The sequence below is a fragment of the Streptomyces sp. NRRL S-118 genome (genome assembly GCF_000716335.1).
Classification (GTDB): Bacteria; Actinomycetota; Actinomycetes; order Streptomycetales; family Streptomycetaceae; genus Streptomyces.
This window is the reverse complement of sequence record NZ_KL591011.1, coordinates 162822-185149: the sequence shown is the minus strand read 5'-3', so window position 1 is coordinate 185149 and position 22328 is coordinate 162822. Positions and strand designations below refer to the sequence as shown.

The following is a 22328-nucleotide window of genomic DNA, read 5'->3' as shown; positions in this document are numbered from 1 at the left end:
GCTCCGCGGTCACGCCGGCCCCGCCCGCGCTCGCGCCTCCGCCGCCTCGCCGCTGAAACGGACGGTGCCGCGGCGCAGTTCATGCACGAGCGCGCCGGGCGGCAGGCCGGCCGGGAGGCGTTGCTCGGCGAGGACGACCGCGGCGCCGAGCGCTCCCAGGAGAGCGTACGTGCGGGCCGCGACGGCGGGGGAGAGGCCGAGGGCCGGTTCGTCGACGAGCACCACGCGGGCGGGGGCCAGGAGCGCGCGGGAGAGGGCCAGCATCCGCTGTTCGCCGCCGGAGAGCGTGCCGGCCCGGCGCGCCAGCAGCGGGCGCAGCTCCGGGTACGCGTCGAGGGCGGGCGCCGCGTCGCCGCCGCGGGTCGCGAGGCCGAGGTTCTCGGCCACGGTGAGGGTGGGGTGGACGGCGCGTCGGTCCGGTACGAAGCACAGGCCGCGGCGGGCCCGTTCGTGGGCCCGCAGGTGCGTCACGTCGGCGCCGCGCCACAGGACGCGCCCGGCCGCCAGCGGCACCGTCCCCGCGAGGGCGCGCAGCACCGTCGTACGGCCGGATCCGTTGCGGCCCAGCAGGACGGTCACCGTGGCGGCCGGGACCGGCAGGTCGACGCCGTGCAGCGCCTCCAGGGGCCCGTAGCGCACCCGGGCGGAGCGCAGCGCCATCTCGATGCTCATGACACGATCCGCCCCGCCTCCATGACGTGCACGGTGTCCGCGATGTCGCCGACGAGGTCGAGGTCGTGCTCCACGACGAGCACGGCGGTCCCGTCCGCCGCGAGGGCCTTCAGCACACGGGCGAGCGCGTCCGTCTCGGCGGCGTCCAGCCCGGCGGAGGGCTCGTCGAGCAGCAGCGTGTGCGGCTGCCCCGCCAGGGCGCGGGCCACCTCCACGCGCCGCAGGATCCCCGTGGACAGGCCGGCGGCGGGGAGCCGGCGCACGGAGGTCAGACCGAGGAGCCGCAGCGTCCGCTCGACGTGGTGCGGGTCGCGGACGTGGCGGGCCCGGCCCTGTTCGGCACCGGTGCGCACGTTCTCCTCGACGGTGAGGGACGGGAACACGGCGAGCTCCTGGAACGTCCGGGCGATGCCCAGGCGGGTGCGGGCGTGCGCGGGTCGCCGGGTGATGTCGGCGCCGTCGAGGGTGACGCGGCCGGACGTGGGGCGCGCGGTGCCGGCCAGGCAGTGGAAGAGCGTGCTCTTGCCGGCGCCGTTCGGTCCCACGAGGGCCGTGAGGCGGCCGGGCGGGAGGTGCAGGTCGACGCCGTCGAGGGCGGTGAAGCCGCCGGGGTGGCGGAGGGTGAGGCCGTGCGCGCGCAGGCCGCGGGGCGGCTCGACCGCGGGGGCACGCGGTTCACGCGCGGCTGCGGGTGGGCGCTGCGGGTGGTGTTCGTCCTGCCGGGCCGCGGGTTCGGTTGCGCGGGCGGTCGCGGGCCGGTGGGCGCGCGCCCGGCCCGCGGGTGGGCGGGGTGCTCCGCCGGGGGTGGGCCGGCCGGGCGGGGGTTCCGCCGCGGGCGGCGGGCCGGACGCGGGTGCTCCCGTGTGGGGCCGCCCGCCCTCGGCGGTGGGGGAGTGCCCGGGCGTTGCCGCGCGCTGCGGCACCGCCGGCTCCACGGGCGGCCGCCCGCCTTCCGCGGCCCGGGGCGGTGGGGAGCCCTGCCCCGGGGGCCGGCGGGGCCGGGCGGACGGCAGCAGGGAGGTCAGCGGCGGGAGGCGGGACGCCAGGGCGGCGAGCAGGCCGACCAGGGCCGCCGCCGCACCGCCCCGCGCCCCCGCGTCCAGGCCGACCAGCAGGACGGCCGCCAGCAGCGGCGAGAGCAGGCTGTCCGCGCCGAGCACCAGGACCGCCGCGAACCACAGCAGGCCGCGCACCGGGTCGAAGGCCGCCGGGTCGAAGGCGCGCAGGCCCATGCCCAGGAGACCGCCGCCCAGCGCCGCCAGCGTCGCGCCCGCCACGAAGGCGAGGACCTTCAGCGCGGGCACCGGGACGCCCGACGCCGACGCGCCCGCCTCGTGGTCGCGCAGCGCGGCCAGGGCCCGGCCGGTACGGCCCCGGCGCAGGGCCGCCACCAGCAGCAGCGCGACCGAGAGGACCACCAGCTCCACCACGTAGAAGGCGCGGTCCGACGCGAGGGCCGCCGGGCGCGACAGCGACAGGCCCGCCGTCGCGTACGGCTGCGCGAGGACGAAGCGGCTCACGGCCACGCCGACCGCCAGGGTCGCCAGTGCCAGCGCCAGCCCGTGACGGCGGACGGCGGGCCAGCCCGTCAGCAGGCCCAGCGGGGCCACCAGGAGGGCGGCCACCGGCAGCGCGGCGAGCTCCGGCACTCGGGGCAGGCCGGGGAACCGCCCCGCCGCCAGCAGCGCCGTGAACAGCGCGCCCAGTCCCGCGTAGGCCGCCTGCCCGAGCGAGATCTGGCCGCCGCGTCCGGTGACCACCACCAGGGACAGCAGGATCACCGACAGCGCGGGGACCTGGACCGCGGTGTGCAGGTCCGGGCCCGCGAACGCCAGCGGCAACAGGAACAGCACCCCGACGACCACCCACAGCCCCGGCGGTACCCGGGCCCCTGCCGTCGAGGTGCGCGGCAGCGCGTCGCGCGCCCCCACGCCCGGCAGCACCAGCGCGGCGACGAGCAGGGCGACGACGAACAGGTTCGTGGTGACGGCCTGGAGCAGCGGCCCCGCCCAGCCGGCCGGGTGGAAGCGGGTCAGCTGCGCCTGGCCGACGCCGATCGCCAGCGCGGTCAGCACCGCCACCGGCAGGCTCCGCATGCGGGCCGCCACCGCCACCGCGATGACCTCGACGACCAGCAGCGGCAGCCCGTACGGGTCGAGCCGTACGTACGGCGCGAGCAGCACACCCGTCAGCCCTGCCGTGAACGACCCGAAGGCCCAGCCCGCCGCCGCCAGCCGGTCCGCGTCGATACCGCCCAGCGCGGCCAGTCCGCGGTTGTCGACCACCGCGCGCAGCTCCCGCCCCGGCCGCGTCCAGCGGGTGACGGCGCCCACCGCGACCGCCAGCAGCACGGCCACCGACAGGTGAAGCCACGGGTCGTCCCCCAGCAGCACCGGTGCGTCGTCCCGCGCCCCGCCGCCCCACAGCAGCGCCGCGGTCCCGACGAGGAGCACGAACACACCGATGGAGGCCACCAGTGTCGTCGCGGGGTCGGACCCCAGCACCGCCGCCGGGCGGAACACCACCCGGTCCAGGACCAGCCCGATACCGGGAGCGACGAGCAGCACCGTCGCGCATGCGGCGAGCGGCAGCGGCCAGCCCCACTCGACCACCAGCTGGCGCAGCACGTACGCGCAGACCATGGCGACGGCGCCGTGCGCCAGGTTCAGCACCCCCGTGGCCCGGTAGGTGACGATCAGACCGATGCCGGTCAGGGCCGCCGCGCTGCCGACGGCGAGGCCGGACAGGACGAGTTCGTACGTCAGCGAGGACACGCGTCAGCTCTCGGGCTCGCAGACCGGGCAGGGGGCCAGGCGCGCGTCCCCCGCCGGTACCGCATCCGCCCTGTCCGCCACCAGCGGGCAGTCCGGGCGGTGCGCCAGCGTCCCGCCCGGCACCCGCAGGGGCGGGGCGCCGGAGACGGGGCGGTCCGGCACGGCCGGGGGCTCCGCCGGGATCGTGCCCTCCGCGTCCGGGGGCGGGCGCCGTACCGGCACCGCGCCGAGCAGTACCGCGCCCGCCACGACCAGCGCCGCCCCCGGCACGGTGCACGACGCCAGGTAGGGGAGCTGCCGCTCCGCGAGACGCTCGCCCGACACCCCGTACCAGCCGGCCGCGCACAGCACCGCGCCCGCGGCGGCGGCCACGATCCCGCCCCACCACAGCAGTCGCGATGTCGGCATCCCGGGCCTCCGCTGGCGATACAGGGCAATTCCTTGCACTATGCCCAAGAAGGCCAAAAAAGGCACAGACCCCGGAATCCGGTGGTGAGCCAGATGGTCCACAAGAGTCCGCGAACGCGTCGGAGCACGGCGGCGCTGGCCGCCGCGGTTGTCCTGATCGTCGTACCGGCCGCCGCGGCGTGCGGTGACGGCGGCGGCAACGGCCAGTCGGAGAGCTCGCCGACGGCGACCGCCACCTCGCCGCAGGCCACGGACCGGCCGGCCGACGCGGCCGCGGCCCGCCAGCAGATCGAGGAGAACTGGACGGCCTTCTTCGACCCCGCCACCCCGGTCGACCGGAAGGCCGAACTGCTGGAGAACGGCGACCGGCTGCGGCCGGTGCTCCAGGCGTTCACCGCCGACCCGCAGGCCGCCCGGACGTCCGTGAAGGTCCAGGACGTCACCTTCACCGCGGCCGACCGGGCCGAGGTCACCTACGACGTGCTCGTCGGCGGCAGCCCCGCCCTGCCCGGCGCCAAGGGCACCGCCGTGTACGACGAGGGCACCTGGAAGGTGTCCGTCACGACACTGTGCGCCCTCGTCCGGCTCAGCCCCGATGCGACCGCCGTGCCGGGTTGCTGAGGCCCTCCTGCTGGCGGTGCTCCTGCTGCTGAGCGCCGCCTGCGGCAGCCGCCTGCCCGAGAGCGCCTTCGACGAGCGGGGCGCCCCTCCCGCCACGACCGCGGCCGGCCCGCCGATCCGCGTCGGCATCATCGCCAGCGCCACCAGCCCCGTCGGCGGCGCCGCCTTCACCGGGCCCCGGGACGGCGCGCAGGCGTACTTCGACGCCCTCAACGCGCGCGGCGGCATCGACGGCCGCCGCGTCGAGGTCATCACCTGCGACGACGGCGGCAGCGGCGTCGGCAACGACGCGTGCGTGCACGAACTGCTCGATGAGGAGAAGGTCTTCGCGCTCGTCGCCACCACCTCCTTCGCCTACGCGGGCGCCCCGCGCGTCGCCGCCGCCGGCGTCCCCGACATCGGCGGCCAGCCCATCGGCCCGGCGTACGACACCTATCCGCACCTGTACGGCATCTACGGCAGCTCCGCCCCGCGCAAGGGCGGCAAGCCCGGCTGGGACGGTGTCCTGTACGGCGGCACCGAGGTGTACCGCTGGTTCAAGCGCGAGCTCGGCGCCCGCACCGCCGCCGTCGTCGCGTACAACCAGGCGTCCTCCGCCGCGTACGCCCGGCACGTCCGGCGCGGCCTGGAGGTCGAGGGCTACCGGGTCGTCAGCGAACAGGTCGACTTCGCACTGCCCAACTACCGGGCCGTCGCCGCCGACCTGCGCCAGCAGGGCGTGGACATCGTCTTCGACGCCCTCGACACCCACGGCAACGCCCGCCTCTGCGCCGCCATGGACGCCGTCGGCCTGCGCGTGGCCGCCAAGGTCACCAACGTGCAGAACTGGAACCAGACCGTGCCGCGCGACTTCGAGGACGCCCCGCACTGCCGCAACGCCCTCTGGGTGACCGGCGCCAGCCGCAACCACGACGAGACCTCCCACCCGGCCGTACGGGAGTTCCGCGACGCCATGAAGGGCAGGCCGCTGTCCCAGTGGGCGCTGGAGGGCTGGGCCGCCGCCATGTGGTTCACGGACGCCGCCGCGTCCTGCACCGCGACGGGCCTCACGCGCGCCTGCGTCGAGCGCTTCCTCGACCGGCCGGAGCCGTACACCGCCCGGGGACTGCTGCTGCCCGTCACCTTCGAGCGGCTCCCCGAACCGCCGAGGACCAGCCGCACCTGCCTGTCCGTCGCCCGCTGGCAGGACGGCCGCGGCTGGGTCACCCAGGGCGGTGACATGGACACCAACTGCGCCACCGTGCCCCAGCTCGGCCACCGGCCCTGAAGGCCCGCCGGCCCGGAAGGCAAGTACAGTCCACCCTTGACGACCATCAGCACATCGGACACCTGTCGGACCGGGATCCAGGGGGACGCGGCGAACGCGATGCACATCTCATTTCTGCTCCACAACGCGTACGGCATCGGCGGCACGATCCGCACGACGTTCAACCTCGCCGCGGCCCTCGCCGAACGGCACGAGGTCGAGATCGTGTCCGTCTTCCGCCACCGCGAGGAGCCGACCCTCGGCGCCCCCGCCGGCGTGACCATGAAGCACCTGGTCGACCTGCGCCGGAACAGCCCCTCCTACGACGGCGACCACCCCGACTACAAGAAGCCCGCCAAGGTCTTCCCGCGCGGCGACGGGCGCTGGAAGCAGTACAGCCGCCTGACCGACGCCCGCATCGCCGCCCACCTGAAGACCCTTCAGGCCGACGTCGTCGTCGGCACCCGACCCGGTCTCAACGTGCACATCGCCCGCCAGGCCCGCCGCGGCGCGGTCCGCGTCGGGCAGGAACACCTGACGCTGGACAGCCACGGCTACCGGCTGCGCCGTGAGATCGGCCACCGGTACGCGCTCCTCGACGCGATCACCACCGTCACCGAGGCCGACGCCCGCTCCTACCGCGGCAGGCTCAAGCTGCCCGGCGTCCGCATCGACGCCGTGCCCAACAGCGTCCCCGCCCCGGGCGTCGAGCCCGCCGACTCCACCGCCAAGTGGGTCGTCGCCGCCGGCCGGCTGACCCGGGTCAAGCGGTACGACCTGCTGGTCGAGGCGTTCGCCAAGGTGGCCGCCACCCGGCCCGACTGGCGGCTGCGGATCTACGGCTCCGGCGACGCGACCGGCAACGAGAAGAACGCGCTGCGCGCCCTCATCGAGGAGCGCGGCCTGCACAACCACGTCTTCCTGATGGGTCCGGCCAACCCGCTGGAGCCCGAGTGGGTCAAGGGCTCCATCGCCGCCGTCACCTCCCGCCTCGAAGCGTTCGGCATGACCATCGTCGAGGCGATGCGCTGCGGCCTGCCCGTGGTCTCCACGGACTGCCCGCACGGCCCGGGCGAGATCATCGAGGACGGCGTCGACGGACGGCTCGTCCCCGTCGGCGACGTGGACGCCATCGCCGGCGCGCTGCTCGGTCTCATCCAGGACGACGACCTGCGGCGCCGCACCGGGCAGGCGGCGCTGGCCGCGTCCCGGCGCTTCGACCCCGTCCGGATCGCCGAGCGCCACGAGGCGATCTTCGCCGAGCTGGTCGCGCAGGGCACCAACGGCCGCTCCCGCAGCCGGGTCCGCGACACCCTCCACCGCACCCGCGGCGCGCTCCTCGACGCCGCGTACACGGTGCGCTACAAGGCCGCCGACGTGCTCCGGAAGGGAAAGCCCGCATGACCGACGCCACGACCCCGCCTCCCGCGCCCGGCACACCGCCCCGCGCGGACTGCGTCGCGGACGCCGCCGGCGGCCTCACCTTCGACATGGCGGTCCACGACGCCACCGCGCCCGTCCTCGTCCTCAGACGGCGCGGCGGCACGGGCGGGCCGGCGGACGAGGCCCGCCTGCCGCTCACCCCGGCGGGCGAGGGCCGAGCGCGCGCCGCGCTGCCCAGCACCATGGAGCTGGCCGAGGGCCGCTGGGACCTCCTCCTGGACGAGCGGGCCGTCGAGCCCGGCATCCGCGACGTGCGGTCCCTCGTCGACCGGATCCCCGACGAGAAGGGCCCGGTCGCCGTCCGCATCCCCTACCCCACGGCCGACGGGCGGCTCGCCGTGCGCAGCTGGCTGCGCGCACCGCACGCCGAGGCCGGCGACATCGGCCTCGGGGACGGGACCTGCACGGTCGAGGGCGTGCTGTACGGGGCGGAGCTCGGACCCGGCGCGGTGGCCGAGGCCCGCCTGGGCGACCGGGTCCATCAGGTGCCCGCCGACGGCGCGAAGGGGCGCTTCACCTTCACCCTCCCGTACGACGACCTCGCGCGGACGCCGCCGCCCGCCGGCAAGCAGCACCTTTGGGAACTGTGGCTGCGCCCGGACGGGGACGCGGAGCCGGTGCGGATCTCCCGCCTCCTGGACGACGTCTGGGACCGCAGGAGCATCCACGTCTACCCGGTGCACCGGCGCGAGGGCTACCGGGCCGCGCCCTGCTACACGACCGACAACGACCTCTGCGTACGGCTGACCGCGTAACCGCCCCTGCGCCCCCCGGCGGGCCGGACCTGTCCGCGGCCGGTGGCAGACTCGCCGCATGGTGGAGACCTCCGCACGACTGCTGCGTCTGCTGTCCCTGCTCCAGGCCCATCGCGAATGGTCCGGTGCCGACCTCGCCGAGCGGCTCGGCGTCACCCCGCGCACCGTGCGCCGGGACGTCGAGCGGCTGCGCGGGCTGGGCTACCCCGTCCACGCCGCCCCCGGCACCGGCGGCGGCTACCGGCTGGGCGCGGGGGCGTCGCTGCCCCCGCTCCTCCTGGAGGACGACGAGGCGGTCGCGGTCGCGGTCGGGCTGCGCACCGCGGCGGGCGGCGGCATCGAAGGCGTCGGCGAGACCTCCGTACGCGCCCTGGCGAAACTGGAGCAGGTGCTGCCCGACCGGCTGCGCCGACGCGTCGGCGCGCTCACCGCCTTCACCGTGCCCATGCTGCGCACACCCGAGGCCCCGGTGGACCCGGCGGTCCTCACCGAGCTGGCCCACGCCTGCCGGGACAGCGAGCGGCTCCGCTTCGAGTACCGCGACCACAACGGCTCCGCCACGCGCCGCACCGCCGAGCCGCACCGCCTGGTGTGCACGGAGCGCCGCTGGTACCTCGTGGCGTGGGACGTGGACCGCTCCGACTGGCGGACGTTCCGGGTGGACCGCATCGTGCCGAAGCCGCCCCACGGGCCGCGTTTCGTGCCGCGCGAACCGCCCGCCGAGGACCTGGCGGCCTACGTCTCGCAGGGCGTGTCCACGGCGGCGTACGCGGCGAGGGCGGTGATCCGGCTGCACGCGCCCGCTGCCGAGGCCGCCCGGATCATCGGCCCCTCCGACGGCGTGCTGGAGGCCGAGAGCGCCACGACCTGCCTGCTGCGCACGGGTGCCGCGAGCCTCGACGTCCTCGTGATCCACGTGGTGCTGATGGGACTGGAATTCGAGGTGATCGAACCGCCCGCGCTGGACGACCGCATCCGTTCGGCCCGCGACCGCCTCTCCCGGGCCCTGGACCGGTCCGCGCAGCCCGCCGGAACACCGGAGGGCGGCGGGCCCGGTGCCTCGTGACGCCCGGTGGGCCGGCGACCGGGCGCGGTTCCCGGGCGGGCCGGCCGGTGTGTGAATTCGGTGCGGGAACGGTGTATTTCCCTCGCCCTTTCGATTTTCGTGCCGATGTTCCGAAGGGCGCATCGGCGGTTCATCGTAATTACTCGGCATGCCGGGCGCGGCGGCGGGTGCAATTCGGCGGGACCGGGTAATGGAAGTGCCCGGAAGGATGGCGAATTCCCTTCAAACCCCTGTCGTCATCCTGTGACGGAAGTGTGACCGCTGAGGTACAGGAGGCGGGTGGGCCGGGGGCTGCCCCGCGCTTCCGTCACTGTGCGCCGCCGCCTACGGTGAGGGCATGGCATCCATTCCGACCCCTCCCGCACAGCCCGACGACACCCCCGCGGCGTACGTGGGACTCGACGAGCGCGACGCCGAGCAGGCGGCCCGCTCCCGCGGCTGGTCCACGGTGCGCTCGCTCCCGCCCGGCGCGATCATCACCATGGAGTACGTCGCCGGCCGCATCAACTTCGAGGTGGACGACCACACCGTCACCCGCTGCTGGGTGGGCTGACCCCGCCCGTACGAAAGGCCCCGGCCGGAAGCCGGGGCCTTCGTCATGGACGAACGGGGCTCAGCCGCCCGTGAGCCGCCCGTCGTACGGCCGCGCGTGCGGCGGCCGCCGGGTCCCCGCCGGGGTGACGGGCATCCGCTCCGAGCGGACCACCGCGTGCGGCCGCGGCTGCGCGAGCGTGGCGCGCACGTTCCCCGCACGGCCGCCGGCCGCGGCGCCGCCCGTCGCGGCGGCTCCGGTCCCCGCGCCCACGGGCTCGCCCACCGGCTCGGCCGCCACCGGCTCCGCGGCCGGCTCGGCCTCCGGGGCCGGCGCGCCGCGCTGCGGGTATATGGCCGGCCGCGGTGCGCCCACCGCCACGGGCACCGGGAGGATCCGGCGCCGGCGTGCCCGCAGGGCGTCGCGGGCGCCCAGGATCATCGCCTCGGCACGCGCGATCACCGGCTCGCACCAGGGCAGCCCCAGCAGGATCAGCAGACCGGCGGCCCAGCCCAGCAGCACATCGCTCAGCCAGTGCGTACCGAGGTAGACGGTGGTCAGGCCGACGCCGAGGGCGACCACGGCGGACAGGGCCGACAGATAGCGGCGCGCCCGCGGGGTGGTGGCCAGATAAGAGAGGATTCCCCAGGTCACCACCGCGTTGGCGGTGTGTCCGGAAGGAAATATATCGCCGCCCGCGAACAGCTCGGCGGAGCCGATCTGCGTCGCGTAATGGGGCCCGAGCCGGCCCAGGCCGATCTTGACCGCGCCCACCGTGACGTTCAGCAGCAGCAGCGCGGCGCCGAGCACCAGCAGCGGTCGCAGCGTGTGCTGGCGCCAGGAGCGCCAGCCCAGCCAGGCCGCCACCATCACGGCCGTCGGTCCACGCTGGCCCAGCACCACGAAGTAGTCGAGCGTCGCGTGCACTTCCGGCCACTGCTGATACGGGCGGAAGAGCATGACCTTCCAGTCGAGGGTCACCAGCCAGGACGAGACGAGCACGGCCACCACGATCGCCACGTAGAACGCCGACGTCCCGCCGAAGAGGGCGAGACGGGTGCGGCTCATCCGCGGGATCTCAATCTTCGGCGGTTCCGGCTCCCGGTCCAGCCGGGCGAAGATGTCGGTACGCACCCAATCGACGTTACAGCGAGTGAGTGTCGGCCCATGCACATCCGGTCTCTTCGTGATGACGATGTGATGTGGAGTGTGTCTCAGTCACCTGCTTATTCCCTGCTTATCCATAAAGCGTGAGCACCCAGAGTCCTATTACCGCCGGACCCGCCGGCAGAAGTGTGTTTGTCCGACCCGGAAAACGCCTGCCGGGACCCGCGGCCGGAATTCTTCCCTCCGCGCCGGGCGCCCGGGAGTGGCGTACGCCACACTCCCACGCCCGCCCGCGTGAGAGGTGGACCACGCGCCCCCGGCATGAACTCGCGTACGCTGACGGCTCACTCGCCCGTCGATGCCGGGCCTCCGGAGGACGTCCCTCCCTCCGGTCAGTGCCCACCGAGCGCGAGGGATCCATCTGTGGGAGGTACGTACATGTCCGGGACGACCACGGCCGCAGCACGGCTGCGTGCCGCATCCGGCGGTGCCAACCGCTGGGTCGTCCTCTTCGTCCTCTGCGTCAGCCTGCTGCTCGTCGCGCTCGACGCGACGGTGCTGCATGTCGCCGTTCCCGCCGTCACCGAGGATCTGCGGCCCAGCTCCACGGCGCTGCTGTGGATCGTCGACGCCTATCCGCTGGTGTGCGCCTCGCTGCTGATCCTCTTCGGCACGCTCGGCGACCGGCTCGGGCGGCGCAGAGTGCTGCTCGCCGGGTACGGGCTGTTCGGTGTGGCGTCCGCGGTCGCCGCGTTCGCCGACACCCCTGGCGTGCTGATCGCCGCGCGCGCCCTGCTGGGCGTCGGCGGCGCCATGATCATGCCGGCGACGCTGTCGATCCTCCGTGCGGTCTTTCCCGACCGGCGGGAGCGGGCCACCGCGATCGGCATCTGGACCGCCGTCGCCGCCGTCGGCGCCGCGACCGGCCCCGTCCTCGGCGGTTTCCTGCTCGAGCACTTCTGGTGGGGCTCGGTCTTCCTGATCAACATCCCGCTGATGGCGGTGATACTGCCGGCCGGCCGGTGGCTGCTGCCCGAGTCCCGGGGCAGCGGGGACGGCCCCTGGGACGTGCTCGGCGCCCTCATGGCGGCGGCCGGCGTGATGGGGCTGGTCCTGGGCGTGAAGCGGCTCGGCGCCGGGGACGACTCCCCGCTGAGCCCGGCGACCGTCGGGCCCCTGCTGGTCGGGGCGGCCCTGCTGGTGCTGTTCGTGCGGCGGCAGCGGCGGCGCCCGCACCCGCTGATCGACATGCGGATGTTCTCCCGCGCCGCCTTCACCACGTCCGTCGGCTGCATCGTGCTCGCCATGCTGGCGCTGGTCGGCCTGGAGTTGATCGCCGTCCAGTACCTCCAGCTCGTGCTGGAACTGAGCCCGGTCGAGACGGGGCTGCGGCTGCTGCCGCTGACCTTCGCCGCGATGGCCGCCGGCGCCACCGGCTCGTACACCCTGCGCCGCATCGGACCGCGCCGGATGGTCGGCTGGGGCTTCGTGCTCACGGCCGGCGCGGTGCTGCTGCTGGTGCTCATGGGCCACCACGACCGCCCGCTGCTGCTCACCACCGGTTTCGTCCTGCTCGGCTTCGGGCTGCAGACCACGTTGTTCGCGGCGTACGAGTCGATGCTCAGCGAGGCCCCGGCGCACAGCGCGGGCGGCGCGGCCGCGATCGGCGAGACCTCCTACCAGCTGGGCGCGGGCATGGGCATCGCGCTGCTCGGCAGCGTCATGAACGCCGCGTACGCCCCCGGCCTCTCGTCCGTCGCGGGCGTGCCCGCGTCCGCCGGCGCGGCCGCGGCCAACTCGCTGGGCGAGGCGTACCAGGTGGCCGCCCAGCTCGGCGGGCCCGCGGGGGAGGCCTTGCGCACGGCCGCCCGGCACTCCTTCGTCCACGGCCTGCACGTCACGCTCGTCGTCAGCGCGGCCCTGCTGCTGGCGGGCGGCCTGATGGCGCTGCGCCTCCCGCGCGTCATGGAGTGCCAGCCGGACGCCGACGCCCGGCTCGGCGGCCCGGACGCCCGGCCGCAGGCACCGGCCGCGCCGCGGACCGGGCCGCAGCCGGACCGGGACCGGGGGCCGGAGCCGCGCAGCGCCGCCCCGGGGAGTGTGCCGGGAGTGCGGGCCGCTCGTCCGGAGCCCCGGCGCGAGACCTGCGGCACCGGTCCGGAAGCCCACGTCCCCGCGCGGCGCGAGCCGGTGGAGCCGGCCCGGACGGGGCGTACGGCACACTGAGTGCCGGGCGTCCCGTCCGGGCCGGCCGGGGTGGCGCACCCCGCGCCCTGCCGGTCTGGACGTGCGGGACGGTGCGTCGTAACGTTCGGCGGCGAGCGTAACTAACACCGCTAGTTTTAGTGCCCGCCCGGAGGTCCCGCCATGTCCGCATCCGCGAAGCTCCCGCCCTTCGACCCCAGCGACCCCCTCGGCATCGACGACCTCCTGGAGCCGGAGGACCTCGCGGTCCGCGACACCGTCCGGAGCTGGGCCGCCGACCGGGTGCTGCCGCACATCGCCGAGTGGTACGAGAAGGGCGAGCTGCCCGGCATCCGGGAGCTCGCCCGCGAGCTCGGCGGGATCGGCGCCCTCGGCATGTCCCTGGAGGGGTACGGCTGCGCCGGCGCGAGCGCCGTCCAGTACGGGCTCGCCTGTCTGGAGCTGGAGGCGGCCGACTCCGGTATCCGCTCCCTCGTCTCCGTGCAGGGCTCCCTCGCCATGTACGCGATCCACCGGTTCGGCTCCGAGGGGCAGAAGCAGCGCTGGCTGCCGTCCATGGCGGCGGGCGAGACCATCGGCTGCTTCGGCCTGACCGAGCCCGACATCGGATCGGACCCGGCCGCCATGCGGACGTACGCCAAGAAGGACGGCGGCGACTGGGTGCTCAACGGCCGCAAGATGTGGATCACCAACGGCTCGGTGGCCGGTGTCGCCGTCGTCTGGGCGCAGACCGACGACGGCATCCGCGGCTTCGCCGTGCCGACCGACAGCCCCGGATTCTCGGCGCCCGAGATCAAGCACAAGTGGTCGCTGCGCGCCAGCGTCACCAGTGAGCTCGTCATGGACGACGTACGGCTGCCGGCCGACGCCGTGCTGCCGGGCGTCACCGGGCTCAAGGGGCCGCTCAGCTGCCTGTCGCACGCGCGGTACGGGATCGTCTGGGGCGCCATGGGTGCCGCGCGCTCGTCGTTCGAGGCGGCACTGGCGTACGCGCGGAGCCGCGAGCAGTTCGGCAGGCCCATCGGGGGCTTCCAGCTGACCCAGGCCAAGCTCGCGGACATGGCGGTCGAGCTGCACAAGGGGATCCTGCTCGCCCACCACCTCGGGCGGCGGATGGACGCGGGAAGGCTGCGCCCCGAGCAGGTCAGCTTCGGCAAGCTGAACAACGTACGCGAGGCGATCGAGATCTGCCGCACCTCGCGCACCATCCTGGGCGCGAACGGGATCTCCCTCGAGTACCCCGTGATGCGGCACGCCACCAACCTCGAGTCGGTGCTCACCTACGAGGGCACCGTCGAGATGCACCAGCTCGTGCTGGGCAAGGCGCTCACCGGACTCGACGCCTTCCGGTGACCCGTCGGGCGACCGGTCCGGGGTGAGCGGCCCCGCCCCTCAGCTCTGGTTGAAGAAGCCGTCCTCGGTGCGCGGCCCGGCCTCCCCGTTGACGATCTCCGTGTTCGCGGGCGTCAGCAGGAAGACGCGGGTCGCCACGCGCTCGATCGACCCGCGCAGGCCGAAGGTCAGCCCGGCGGCGAAGTCGACCACGCGCTTGGCGTCGGCGGGTTCCATGGAGGTGAGGTTCATGATGACCGGGACGCCGTCCCGGAAGAGCTCGCCGATCGCCCGGGCGTCCCGGAAGCCGTCCGGGGAGACCGTGGCGATCCGGCGGCCCTCCTCCTGGGCGGCCTCGGAGGCGACCCGCACCCGCGGGTCGGTCACCCAGGCGTCGCCGCGGTCGCTCTCGGCGTACTCGTCGTCGTAGTAACGATCGTCGTTGTCCTCGACGAGACCCAGCCATGCACTCGCCTTGCGCACCGATCCCATGGACGCCTCCTTTCATCGCGGTCACTTGTGGTTCCGCTATCCCTATGGTCGACCATCATGCGGATCGTGCGCCAAGTGGATAGTCGCCGCGCAGGCGATTCGTGACGGTACTGGTGCAGAAGATGTGGCGATTCGTCAAGATTCTGCGGGCACAAGGCCCCTGAAGAGGGGCTTCCGCAACTCATATATGACATTCGGGCCGGATGGGTGAGCGGGCGGACGTACGGGTGAACGGATCCGGCCGATACGATGCCCGCCGCACAGAAGAACGACACTCGGGGGAGCGGGGGAAGCACGTGTTCGGAATCGTCAGGCCCTGTACGCACAGGCTCACGGACGGGCTCAAGACGGAGTGGATGGCCCACCTCTGCGGGCTCTGCCTCGCACTGCGGGCGGATCACGGGCAGTTCGCCCGCATCGCCACCAACTACGACGGGCTCATCGTCTCGGTGCTGACGGAGGCTCAGACCGAGCGCACGCCGGCCGCGCGCCGCACGGCAGGGCCCTGCCCGCTGCGCGCCCTGCGCACCGCGCCGGTGGCCCGCGGCGAGGGCGCACGGCTGGCCGCCGCGGTCTCACTGGTCCTCGCCTCCGCGAAGGTGCGGGACCACGTCGCCGACCGGGACGGGCTGCTGGCGCACCGCCCGATGGCCGCCGCCGCGCGGCGCGTCGCCCGCGGCTGGGACCGGGCGGGCGCACGGGCCGGGCGTGAGCTGGGTTTCGACACCGCCCTCCTGGTCGACGCGGTGGACCGGCAGACCGGGATCGAGGCACTGGCCGGGCCCGGGACGCCGCTGCTGACCGTCACCGAGCCGACCGAGACGGCCACCGCTGCCGCCTTCGCGCACACCGCGGTGCTGGCCGGCAAGCCGCAGAACGCCGAGCCGCTGGCGGAGGCGGGGCGGCTCTTCGGACGGCTCGCCCACCTGCTGGACGCCGTGGAGGACCGGGAAACTGACGCCGCGTCGGGCGCCTGGAACCCGCTCACCGCCACCGGGACCTCGCTCGCCGAGGCCCGGCGGCTCGCGGACGACGCGCTGCACGGCATCCGGCTGGCGCTGCGGGACGCGGAGTTCGCCGACGACAAGCTGTTGCACGTGCTGCTGGCGCACGAGCTGCGCCAGTCGGTGGACCGGGCGTTCGGCACGACCAGCTGCTCGCACCAGGGATACGGCGGTCCCCAGCAGGGCGGCGGCCAGGGCCCGTACGGCGCGCCCGATCCGTACGGCGCCTCAAACCCGTACGGCGGGCAGAACCCGTACGGGCAGAACCCGTACGGGCAGAACCCGTACGGCGGCCACCCCGGCGGGCCGAACCCGTACGGCGGCCACCCCGGCGGGCCGCACGCCGGTGTCCCCGGTGGACACGGAGGCCCGGGCGGCGGCGGACACGGAGGCCCGGGCGGGGGCGGGGGGTCCGGCGGCGGTCAGCCGGGCAGGCCCAAGCCCCGTGGCTTCTGGGCCGGGTGCGCGGCCTTCACCTGGCTCTTCTGCACGTGCCAGATCTGCTGCGCCAGCGAGTACGAAGGGCCCTGGTCCCGCAAGAAGCGCGAAGGCTGCTGCTACAGCTGCGAATGCGGACCCAACTGCGACTGCTGCTGCCCCTGCGACGGCTGCTGACCGGCGGCCCCGGGCGGGGTCGGCGACGCCGGCACGGCAGGCGCACCGCCGCCCTCCCGGCGCCGCGGGGGGTGTCTCGCCCGGCGCACCGGCACTTGCCGGTTCTCCGGCCACCCGGAAGGGCGAATCCCGGCCGTTGCGGGAACCTGGCGGGAAACCGGGGCAACGTGCTCCGCACCACCACCATCGCCGCCACCACCACGTCGTCGACTGCATCACCGTGACGGCGAGCCCGCACCGCCCGTGCCAGGCCGGCCGCCGGTCCCGCGCTCGCGCGTCGCGGCGGGGGAGCGGGCGCCCGGTCGTGCCGCGGCGCGAAGGGCTCCGGGACGCGCGCGACGTCGACCCCGGGTGCGCCCCGGCGTCCCGCGCCTTCGCGGGCATCGAGGCCGCTCCGTACGAACCGCGTCGGATCATGCCGGGGATCCACCGTCCCGTACGAGGCGGAGCACGGTGTGCGCGTGGGGGACACCGGCGGGAGTGAGCGCCCCGCACCCCGGCGGCTCCCTTCCCGCGGTCGTCCCTGCGGAGGAGCGGAACGTGTGCACGCGCTGACCCGGTACGGCCGAAAGGCACCCTTGCGCGCTGCAGTTCCCGCCACGAATACTCCCGAAGCAGTGCTTGTCAGGATCACGGCATGTCCGGAACCCGGACCGCGCGGTGCCGAGGGCGAACCCGGCCTCGGGAAGACCTGACTGCGCCTCACGGGCCCGGCACCCCACGGCGGGCCCCCGATTCCCTCGGAGGAACGTGAAGTGAGGATCAAGCGCACCACCCCCCGCAGCGGCATAGCCAGACGGACCCGTCTGCTCGCCGTCTCCGTCGGTCTGGTTTCCGCCGCCGCCCTCGCGGTCCCCGCCGCGAACGCGGACTCCCCCCGGACCTACAGCGCAGCCGACCTGTCCGCCGCCGGCTCGGCCGTCCTTGCGGCCGACGTACCGGGCACCGCCTGGCACGTCGACCCCGGGAGCAACACCCTGGTGGTCACCGCCGACTCGACCGTCTCCCGGGACGAGATCGCCAGGATCAAGCGCGAGGCCGGCACCCACGCCGGCGCGCTGCGCATCGAGCGCACCCCGGGGAAGTTCACCAAGCTCATCTCGGGCGGCGACGCCGTCTACGCCAGCAGCTGGCGCTGCTCCCTCGGCTTCAACGTCCGGGACAGCGCGGGCGCCTACTACTTCCTGACCGCCGGTCACTGCACCGACGGGGCGGGCACCTGGTACGCCAACTCGGGCCGCACCACCGTCCTCGGTTCGACTTCGGGCTCCAGCTTCCCGAACAACGACTACGGGATCGTCCGCTACACCAACAGCTCCATCACCAAGTCGGGCACCGTCGGCAACGTCGACATCACCAGCGCCGCCAACGCCACCGTCGGCATGTCCGTCACCCGCCGCGGCTCCACCACGGGCACCCACAGCGGCTCCGTGACCGGCCTCAACGCCACGGTCAACTACGGCGGTGGCGACATCGTCTACGGCATGATCCGCACGAACGTGTGCGCCGAGCCCGGCGACAGCGGCGGCCCGCTCTACTCCGGCAGCCGCGCCATCGGTCTCACCTCCGGCGGCAGCGGCAACTGCTCCTCCGGCGGCACGACCTTCTTCCAGCCGGTGACCGAGGCGCTGAACGCGTACCGCGTCAGCGTCTACTGACCGGCCATCGAAGTGGGGGTCCCCGGCCGGAATACCGGCCGGGGACTCGACGTCCTGTCCCCGAGCGACCACATTTGAGGGGGTGTGAGAACGGTCGGCCACAGGGGGGCGGGGGCGGATGAAGCGCATCGGAGTGACCGGCCACAGGGACATTCCCGACGAGCTGCGGGCCCATGTCCGGGCGTCGATGTACGCGGCGTTCCTGAGCCACGACGGATCCCTGGAGGCACTGTCCAGCCTCGCCGCCGGCGCGGACCAGCTCTTCGCGGACATCGCGCTGTCCTGCGGGGCCGAGCTGACCGCCGTCATCCCCAGCGGCGACTACGAGGAGGGCTTCGCGGACGCCGCCGAACGGGCCCGCTACCGGTGCCTGAGGAAGCGGGCCACCAGGGAGGTCCGGCTGGCGTTCGCGCACTCCACCGACGAGGCGTACTACGCGGCCGGCGCGTACATCGCGGACCACTGCGACCGGCTGCTCGCGGTGTGGGACGGCCTCCCGGCGCGCGGTCTGGGCGGTACCGGCGACATCGTGCACTACGCCCGCGCGCTGGGAAAACCGGTGACGGTCATCTGGCGCGCGGGCGTCGAGCGCCGCTGAGGCGGCGCCGCCGGCGGCCGTGCCGGGGGGCGTTCCGCCGATCAGGCCGGCCCGGCGGACCCTCCCTGGGGCGCGCCGCCGATCCTGCCCGGGTCCGCGGTGTCCGGCTCCGCTCACCGATCCGGCCCGATCGACGGGACACCCCCTAACGGCGGTGCTGCACCAGCCAGTCGGTGTGCTGCGGCGACACGATGCGCTCGGTCTCGTACACGGCGCCCGGCCACCGGTCCTCGTCCACCATCGTCTCCATCGTGGTGTGCATCGCCGCCAGGTCCTCCTCCACCAGGCTGTGCGCCGCGATCAGTGGCTGGTGGCGGCGGATCTCACCCCAGGCGACGCAGCACGCCGCCGTGGCCGACAGCAGCCCGGCGAGGGCGGCCGACCCGCCGGCCGAGAAGGTCTGCAGCAGACCCAGGAACAGCGCGGCGAGGGTGACCACGGCGGTGGTCGCCCGCCACAGGGTCGTGGCCCGGCGCGACACCTCGGTACGCCGGTGGTACCAGTTGCGCTGCTCGATCAGCCGGTCCCTGACGTACGTCTCCTTGCGTACCCGGAAGGGTTTGTCGCGCAGCATCCGCATGGCCGGGGTGATGAGCGGCGCTCCGGGGTCGTGGCCCTGCTCCCGGGGGTCCTCCCAGCCGACCTTGCGCAGCTCGCCCAGCCCGGCCTCCATCTGGAGGAGGAAGATCCCGTCCGGGTCGCGGGAGTCGGCGTCGAAGGGCGCGCCGTGGACCGCGTACCGCCAGCACATGGATTTGATGAACTCCGCGGCGGAGCGGTTCAGTTGCCACTGCGACTTCGCACGGCGCCTGGTGGCGCGGGAGCCGACCAGGAGCACGCCGGCGTACGCCGAGGCGCTGAGCGCGCCGGCCAGTTGGAAGGAGGAGCCGATCCGCCAGCCGCCCGGCATCGCCGCCAGGAAGGCGCCGAGCACCAGCAGCAGCAGCTGGAGCCGCGTGTCGCGGACGGCCTCCCGCTGCCGGGCGATCGCCGTGCCGTCGGCGCGGTGGAAGAGTGCGGGCAGGTCCTCGTTCCGGAAGACCATGCTCTGCAACGGACCCTGATACCCGCTCATGCGCACCCCCGTCTGCGGTTTTGTCGTCACTCTTTCGGTGGAATGGCTCGTTCCGGGACGGTCGGGGAATACTGGCGCAACGCTTTTGTTTCACGTACTCGCGCTGATTTGCCGTAGGTGGGCATGAGAGTAAAGTCGTGCCGCCGACACTGCAACGGTGCGGTTCCCCCTCAGAACGCCACATATCACCAAGGACGGCCGCCGTGAGCTTTCCGAACTCCATGACATTCGCTGCCGCGAAGAAGAATCGCGTTCCTCTCGCCGAGATCGACGTACGCGGCGCGGACGCCGCCAAGAAGCTCAGCCGTGTCCTGCCCGCCACCGGTGACCGTACCGGACGCTCGGCCACGTTCAACTCCGCGCTCTGAAGCGGCTGGAAGTAGCTTTAAACTGGCGGAATGACCGGACCGCTGGTCCCATTCCGTGAGATCGTCCTGAAAGTCCATAGCAGGTGTGATCTCGCATGTGACCACTGCTATGTGTACGAACACGCTGATCAGAGCTGGCGGACCCGCCCGAGGGCAATCTCTGACGAGGCGATTTCCCGGACAGCTCTGCGACTGGCCGAGCATGCCGAGAAACATGCCCTGCCCTCCGTGTCAGTGATCCTGCACGGAGGGGAGCCGCTGCTGGCGGGGCCGGCCCGGCTGCGGCGCGTCTGCGAGGAACTCACCCGGACGCTCGCCCCCCGCACCGCGCTCGACCTGCGCATCCACACCAACGGCCTCCAGCTCGGCCCCCGCTACCTCGACCTCTTCGACGAGTACGGCGTGCGGGTCGGCATCTCCCTCGACGGCGACAAGGCCGCCAACGACCGCCACCGCCGCTTCGCCGACGGCCGCAGCAGCCACCCCCTCGTCCTCCGGGCCGTCGCCCTCCTGCACCAGGACCGCTACCGCCACCTCGACCTGGGCCTGCTGTGCACCATCGACGTGGCCAACGATCCCGTCGCCGTCTATGAGGCCCTCGCCGCCCTCGAACCGCCGCGCATCGACTTCCTCCTGCCGCACGCCACCTGGGAGGACCCGCCGCCGCGCCCGGACGGCTCGCCCACCGCGTACGCCGACTGGATCCTCGCCGTCTTCGACCGGTGGAACGACGAGGGCAGGCCCATGCCCGTCCGCCTCTTCGACTCCGTGCTGTCCACCCTGAGCGGCGGGCCCAGCCTCACCGAATCCCTCGGCCTCGCCCCCACCGACCTCGTCGTCGTCGAGACCGACGGGACGCTCGAGCAGGTCGATTCGCTCAAGAGCGCCTACGAGGGCGCCGCCGCCACCGGATTCGACGTGTTCCGGCACTCCCTCGACGAGGTCGCCGCCCACCCCGGCGTCCGCGTCCGCCAGCTCGGACTCGCCGGCGTCGGCGACACCTGCCGGCGGTGCCCCGTCGTCCGGTCCTGCGGGGGAGGCCTCTACACCCACCGCTACCGCGCCGACAACGGCTTCGGCAACCCGTCCGTCTACTGCACCGACCTCGAAGCGCTCATCCGCGGCATCGAGGACCGCACGGCGGCACAGACCGCCTCCCCCGCCGTGACCGACCCCGCCGCCCTCGCCGCGGACCAGCACGACCTGACCCGCGTCCTGCTCGCCGAGCTGCACAGCGAGCTCGCCGGACGCGGCGGCGAACCGTGGGCCGAGGCCTGGGAGCTCGCGGGCGCCGTCGAGCGGCGCTCCGACGGCCTCGACGAGGTGCTGGCCCACCCCTACACGCGCACCTGGCTCCTCGACTGCCTCGACGCCCTGCGCGAGGACCGCGCCACGGCCCCCGGCCTGGCCCGCCAGCTGTCGCGGTACGTCGCCGCCGCCGCCGTCCGCGGCCGGGTCGACACCGCCGTCCGCGTCGCACCCGCCGGCGGGACACTGCACCTGCCCACCCTCGGCGCGCTGAGCCTGGGCGGTGCCAGAGGCCCGGCCGAGGTCCGGGCGACCGGGGACGGCTTCCTCGTCCGGACCGGCTCCGCCGAGCAGCGCGTCGAACGGCTCGGCGAGGAAAGCCCTGGCTGGCGGCCGGTGCGCCGCCCCGCCGCCGGCCGCGCGCTGGACGACCTCGACCCCTACCGCGACCGCTTCCCGGCCCCCGCCACCGGGCGGCTCACCGCCGGCGCCGCCGCCGACTGGAGCGGACGGCTGGACGGCGCCTGGCGGCTGCTGCGCGGCGCCGTGCCCGACCAGGCCGCCGAGGCCGCCGCGCACCTGACCACCCTGACCCCCCTCACCGGCACCGCGCCCGGTGTCGGACGGCACGGCTACGGCGCGCTCGGCCTGCCGCTGCGCGGCGACGCCGGCACGCTGGCGCGGGCCCTGCTGCGCGGCTTCCGGCGCGCCAAGCTGCGAGCGCTGCTCGACGTGACGGACCTCTACGCGCAGGACGGCGCCTGGAGCCACCCCGCCCCGTGGCAGGAGGCGCCGGTCCCGGTCTCCGCGCTGCTCGCCGGGGCGTACGAGCGCACGGGGCTCGCGGCGTACGAACCGGGGCGCGTCCCGTACGCCGATCAGGCCGAGCGGGCCCTGGACCGGCTGGAAGGCGCCGCCGAGCTCACCGTCAGCGGCAAGGTGCTCGTCGCCGCGCTGCGCAAGGAACTGCTCCGATCGCGGCAGTGCCGATCCAGAAGTCCGTCCGCCATGCTGGGCCGGGGATGACCGAAAAGCACCGTTGATTGACTGAACGTCATGGGGGCGGAGCCGAATCCGCTCCGGAATGATTGATCCGCTCGTATCCTTCC

The 22328-nt window shown here is 74.3% G+C and carries 19 protein-coding genes; 13 read left to right on the top strand and 6 right to left on the bottom strand.

All coding sequences use genetic code 11. The features are described from left to right. Window positions 1-9: 9 nt before the first annotated feature. From IH00_RS0120510 to IH00_RS0120500, 3 genes are read right to left on the bottom strand one after another with little or no spacing between them, the layout of a single operon-like run. Window positions 10-672, bottom strand: a complete 663-nt coding sequence (locus IH00_RS0120510) for an ABC transporter ATP-binding protein (protein WP_031075647.1) — start codon at window positions 670-672, stop codon at window positions 10-12. Then, window positions 669-3446, bottom strand: coding sequence for an ABC transporter permease subunit (locus IH00_RS0120505; RefSeq protein WP_031075645.1), 2778 nt, complete (start codon window positions 3444-3446; stop codon window positions 669-671). The genes IH00_RS0120510 and IH00_RS0120505 overlap by 4 nt, the downstream gene beginning before the upstream one ends. Before the next feature lie 3 nt (window positions 3447-3449). Next, a complete protein-coding gene (locus tag IH00_RS0120500) occupies window positions 3450-3854 on the bottom strand; it encodes a hypothetical protein (protein ID WP_031075643.1) in 405 nt (134 codons plus the stop codon). Between the two features lie 93 nt (window positions 3855-3947). Between IH00_RS0120500 and IH00_RS0120495 the strand changes: the two genes are divergently transcribed. The 6 genes from IH00_RS0120495 (at window position 3948) to IH00_RS0120470 (ending at window position 9538) form a co-directional block, all read left to right on the top strand. Further along, window positions 3948-4475 (top strand): MTB12 C-terminal domain-containing protein, encoded by a 528-nt coding sequence (locus IH00_RS0120495; RefSeq protein ID WP_063835413.1) that lies wholly within the window; start codon window positions 3948-3950, stop codon window positions 4473-4475. Beyond that, window positions 4450-5742, top strand: a complete 1293-nt coding sequence (locus tag IH00_RS0120490; RefSeq protein ID WP_031075639.1) for an ABC transporter substrate-binding protein — start codon at window positions 4450-4452, stop codon at window positions 5740-5742. Before IH00_RS0120495 ends, IH00_RS0120490 begins: the two co-directional genes overlap by 26 nt. Before the next feature lie 99 nt (window positions 5743-5841). Beyond that, window positions 5842-7125, top strand: coding sequence for a glycosyltransferase family 4 protein (locus tag IH00_RS0120485; RefSeq protein ID WP_031075637.1), 1284 nt, complete (start codon window positions 5842-5844; stop codon window positions 7123-7125). Continuing rightward, a complete protein-coding gene (locus tag IH00_RS0120480) occupies window positions 7122-7919 on the top strand; it encodes a hypothetical protein (protein WP_031075635.1) in 798 nt (265 codons plus the stop codon). The genes IH00_RS0120485 and IH00_RS0120480 overlap by 4 nt, the downstream gene beginning before the upstream one ends. A gap of 58 nt (window positions 7920-7977) precedes the next feature. Further along, a complete protein-coding gene (locus tag IH00_RS0120475; RefSeq protein WP_031075633.1) occupies window positions 7978-8985 on the top strand; it encodes a helix-turn-helix transcriptional regulator in 1008 nt (335 codons plus the stop codon). Window positions 8986-9322: 337 nt separating this feature from the next. Further along, window positions 9323-9538, top strand: a complete 216-nt coding sequence (locus IH00_RS0120470; RefSeq protein WP_031075631.1) for an I78 family peptidase inhibitor — start codon at window positions 9323-9325, stop codon at window positions 9536-9538. A 60-nt stretch (window positions 9539-9598) separates the two neighbouring features. Here the strand turns inward: IH00_RS0120470 and IH00_RS0120465 are convergent, their stop codons facing one another. Beyond that, the gene (locus IH00_RS0120465; protein WP_031075630.1) at window positions 9599-10651 is read right to left on the bottom strand and encodes a phosphatase PAP2 family protein; all 1053 of its coding nucleotides are present in this window, start codon (window positions 10649-10651) and stop codon (window positions 9599-9601) included. A 411-nt stretch (window positions 10652-11062) separates the two neighbouring features. On the opposite strand from IH00_RS0120465, the gene IH00_RS0120460 reads away from it, so the two are divergent. Both IH00_RS0120460 and IH00_RS0120455 read left to right on the top strand, forming a co-directional pair. Beyond that, entirely contained in the window at window positions 11063-12850 is a 1788-nt protein-coding gene (locus IH00_RS0120460; RefSeq protein WP_031075628.1) for an MFS transporter, read from the top strand. Between the two features lie 141 nt (window positions 12851-12991). After that, window positions 12992-14182 (top strand): acyl-CoA dehydrogenase family protein, encoded by a 1191-nt coding sequence (locus tag IH00_RS0120455; protein WP_031075627.1) that lies wholly within the window; start codon window positions 12992-12994, stop codon window positions 14180-14182. Window positions 14183-14221: 39 nt separating this feature from the next. Here IH00_RS0120455 and IH00_RS0120450 read toward each other — a convergent pair whose 3' ends face one another. Further along, window positions 14222-14653, bottom strand: coding sequence for a cell division protein SepF (locus tag IH00_RS0120450; protein ID WP_031075625.1), 432 nt, complete (start codon window positions 14651-14653; stop codon window positions 14222-14224). A gap of 296 nt (window positions 14654-14949) precedes the next feature. On the opposite strand from IH00_RS0120450, the gene IH00_RS0120445 reads away from it, so the two are divergent. The 3 genes from IH00_RS0120445 to IH00_RS0120435 all read left to right on the top strand — a co-directional run bounded on the left by IH00_RS0120445 (window position 14950) and on the right by IH00_RS0120435 (window position 18528). Continuing rightward, a complete protein-coding gene (locus tag IH00_RS0120445) occupies window positions 14950-16272 on the top strand; it encodes a DUF5685 family protein (RefSeq protein WP_031075622.1) in 1323 nt (440 codons plus the stop codon). Between the two features lie 755 nt (window positions 16273-17027). Further along, a complete protein-coding gene (locus tag IH00_RS0120440) occupies window positions 17028-17930 on the top strand; it encodes a S1 family peptidase (protein ID WP_031075620.1) in 903 nt (300 codons plus the stop codon). Window positions 17931-18048: 118 nt separating this feature from the next. After that, a complete protein-coding gene (locus IH00_RS0120435; RefSeq protein ID WP_031075618.1) occupies window positions 18049-18528 on the top strand; it encodes a hypothetical protein in 480 nt (159 codons plus the stop codon). Between the two features lie 145 nt (window positions 18529-18673). On the opposite strand, the gene IH00_RS0120430 is transcribed toward IH00_RS0120435, so the two are convergent. After that, window positions 18674-19603, bottom strand: coding sequence for a DUF4231 domain-containing protein (locus IH00_RS0120430; protein WP_234334903.1), 930 nt, complete (start codon window positions 19601-19603; stop codon window positions 18674-18676). A gap of 203 nt (window positions 19604-19806) precedes the next feature. On the opposite strand from IH00_RS0120430, the gene fxsA reads away from it, so the two are divergent. Continuing rightward, window positions 19807-19971, top strand: a complete 165-nt coding sequence (gene fxsA / locus IH00_RS39555) for an FxSxx-COOH cyclophane-containing RiPP peptide (protein ID WP_234334902.1) — start codon at window positions 19807-19809, stop codon at window positions 19969-19971. 30 nt (window positions 19972-20001) lie between these two features. Further along, a complete protein-coding gene (gene fxsBH, locus IH00_RS0120420; protein ID WP_199819784.1) occupies window positions 20002-22245 on the top strand; it encodes a radical SAM/SPASM protein FxsBH, inactivated beta-hydroxylase extension form in 2244 nt (747 codons plus the stop codon). The last annotated feature ends 83 nt before the right edge of the window (window positions 22246-22328 follow it).

Coding starts and splice junctions, on each gene's coding strand:
- IH00_RS0120510 (WP_031075647.1), bottom strand. CDS start 672: ATGAGCATCGAGATGGCGCTGCGCTCCGCCCGGGTGCGCTACGGGCCC.
- IH00_RS0120500 (WP_031075643.1), bottom strand. CDS start 3,854: ATGCCGACATCGCGACTGCTGTGGTGGGGCGGGATCGTGGCCGCCGCC.
- IH00_RS0120495 (WP_063835413.1), top strand. CDS start 3,948: ATGGTCCACAAGAGTCCGCGAACGCGTCGGAGCACGGCGGCGCTGGCC.
- IH00_RS0120490 (WP_031075639.1), top strand. CDS start 4,450: ATGCGACCGCCGTGCCGGGTTGCTGAGGCCCTCCTGCTGGCGGTGCTC.
- IH00_RS0120485 (WP_031075637.1), top strand. CDS start 5,842: ATGCACATCTCATTTCTGCTCCACAACGCGTACGGCATCGGCGGCACG.
- IH00_RS0120480 (WP_031075635.1), top strand. CDS start 7,122: ATGACCGACGCCACGACCCCGCCTCCCGCGCCCGGCACACCGCCCCGC.
- IH00_RS0120475 (WP_031075633.1), top strand. CDS start 7,978: ATGGTGGAGACCTCCGCACGACTGCTGCGTCTGCTGTCCCTGCTCCAG.
- IH00_RS0120470 (WP_031075631.1), top strand. CDS start 9,323: ATGGCATCCATTCCGACCCCTCCCGCACAGCCCGACGACACCCCCGCG.
- IH00_RS0120460 (WP_031075628.1), top strand. CDS start 11,063: ATGTCCGGGACGACCACGGCCGCAGCACGGCTGCGTGCCGCATCCGGC.
- IH00_RS0120455 (WP_031075627.1), top strand. CDS start 12,992: ATGTCCGCATCCGCGAAGCTCCCGCCCTTCGACCCCAGCGACCCCCTC.
- IH00_RS0120450 (WP_031075625.1), bottom strand. CDS start 14,653: ATGGGATCGGTGCGCAAGGCGAGTGCATGGCTGGGTCTCGTCGAGGAC.
- IH00_RS0120435 (WP_031075618.1), top strand. CDS start 18,049: ATGAAGCGCATCGGAGTGACCGGCCACAGGGACATTCCCGACGAGCTG.
- IH00_RS0120430 (WP_234334903.1), bottom strand. CDS start 19,603: ATGAGCGGGTATCAGGGTCCGTTGCAGAGCATGGTCTTCCGGAACGAG.
- fxsBH (WP_199819784.1), top strand. CDS start 20,002: ATGACCGGACCGCTGGTCCCATTCCGTGAGATCGTCCTGAAAGTCCAT.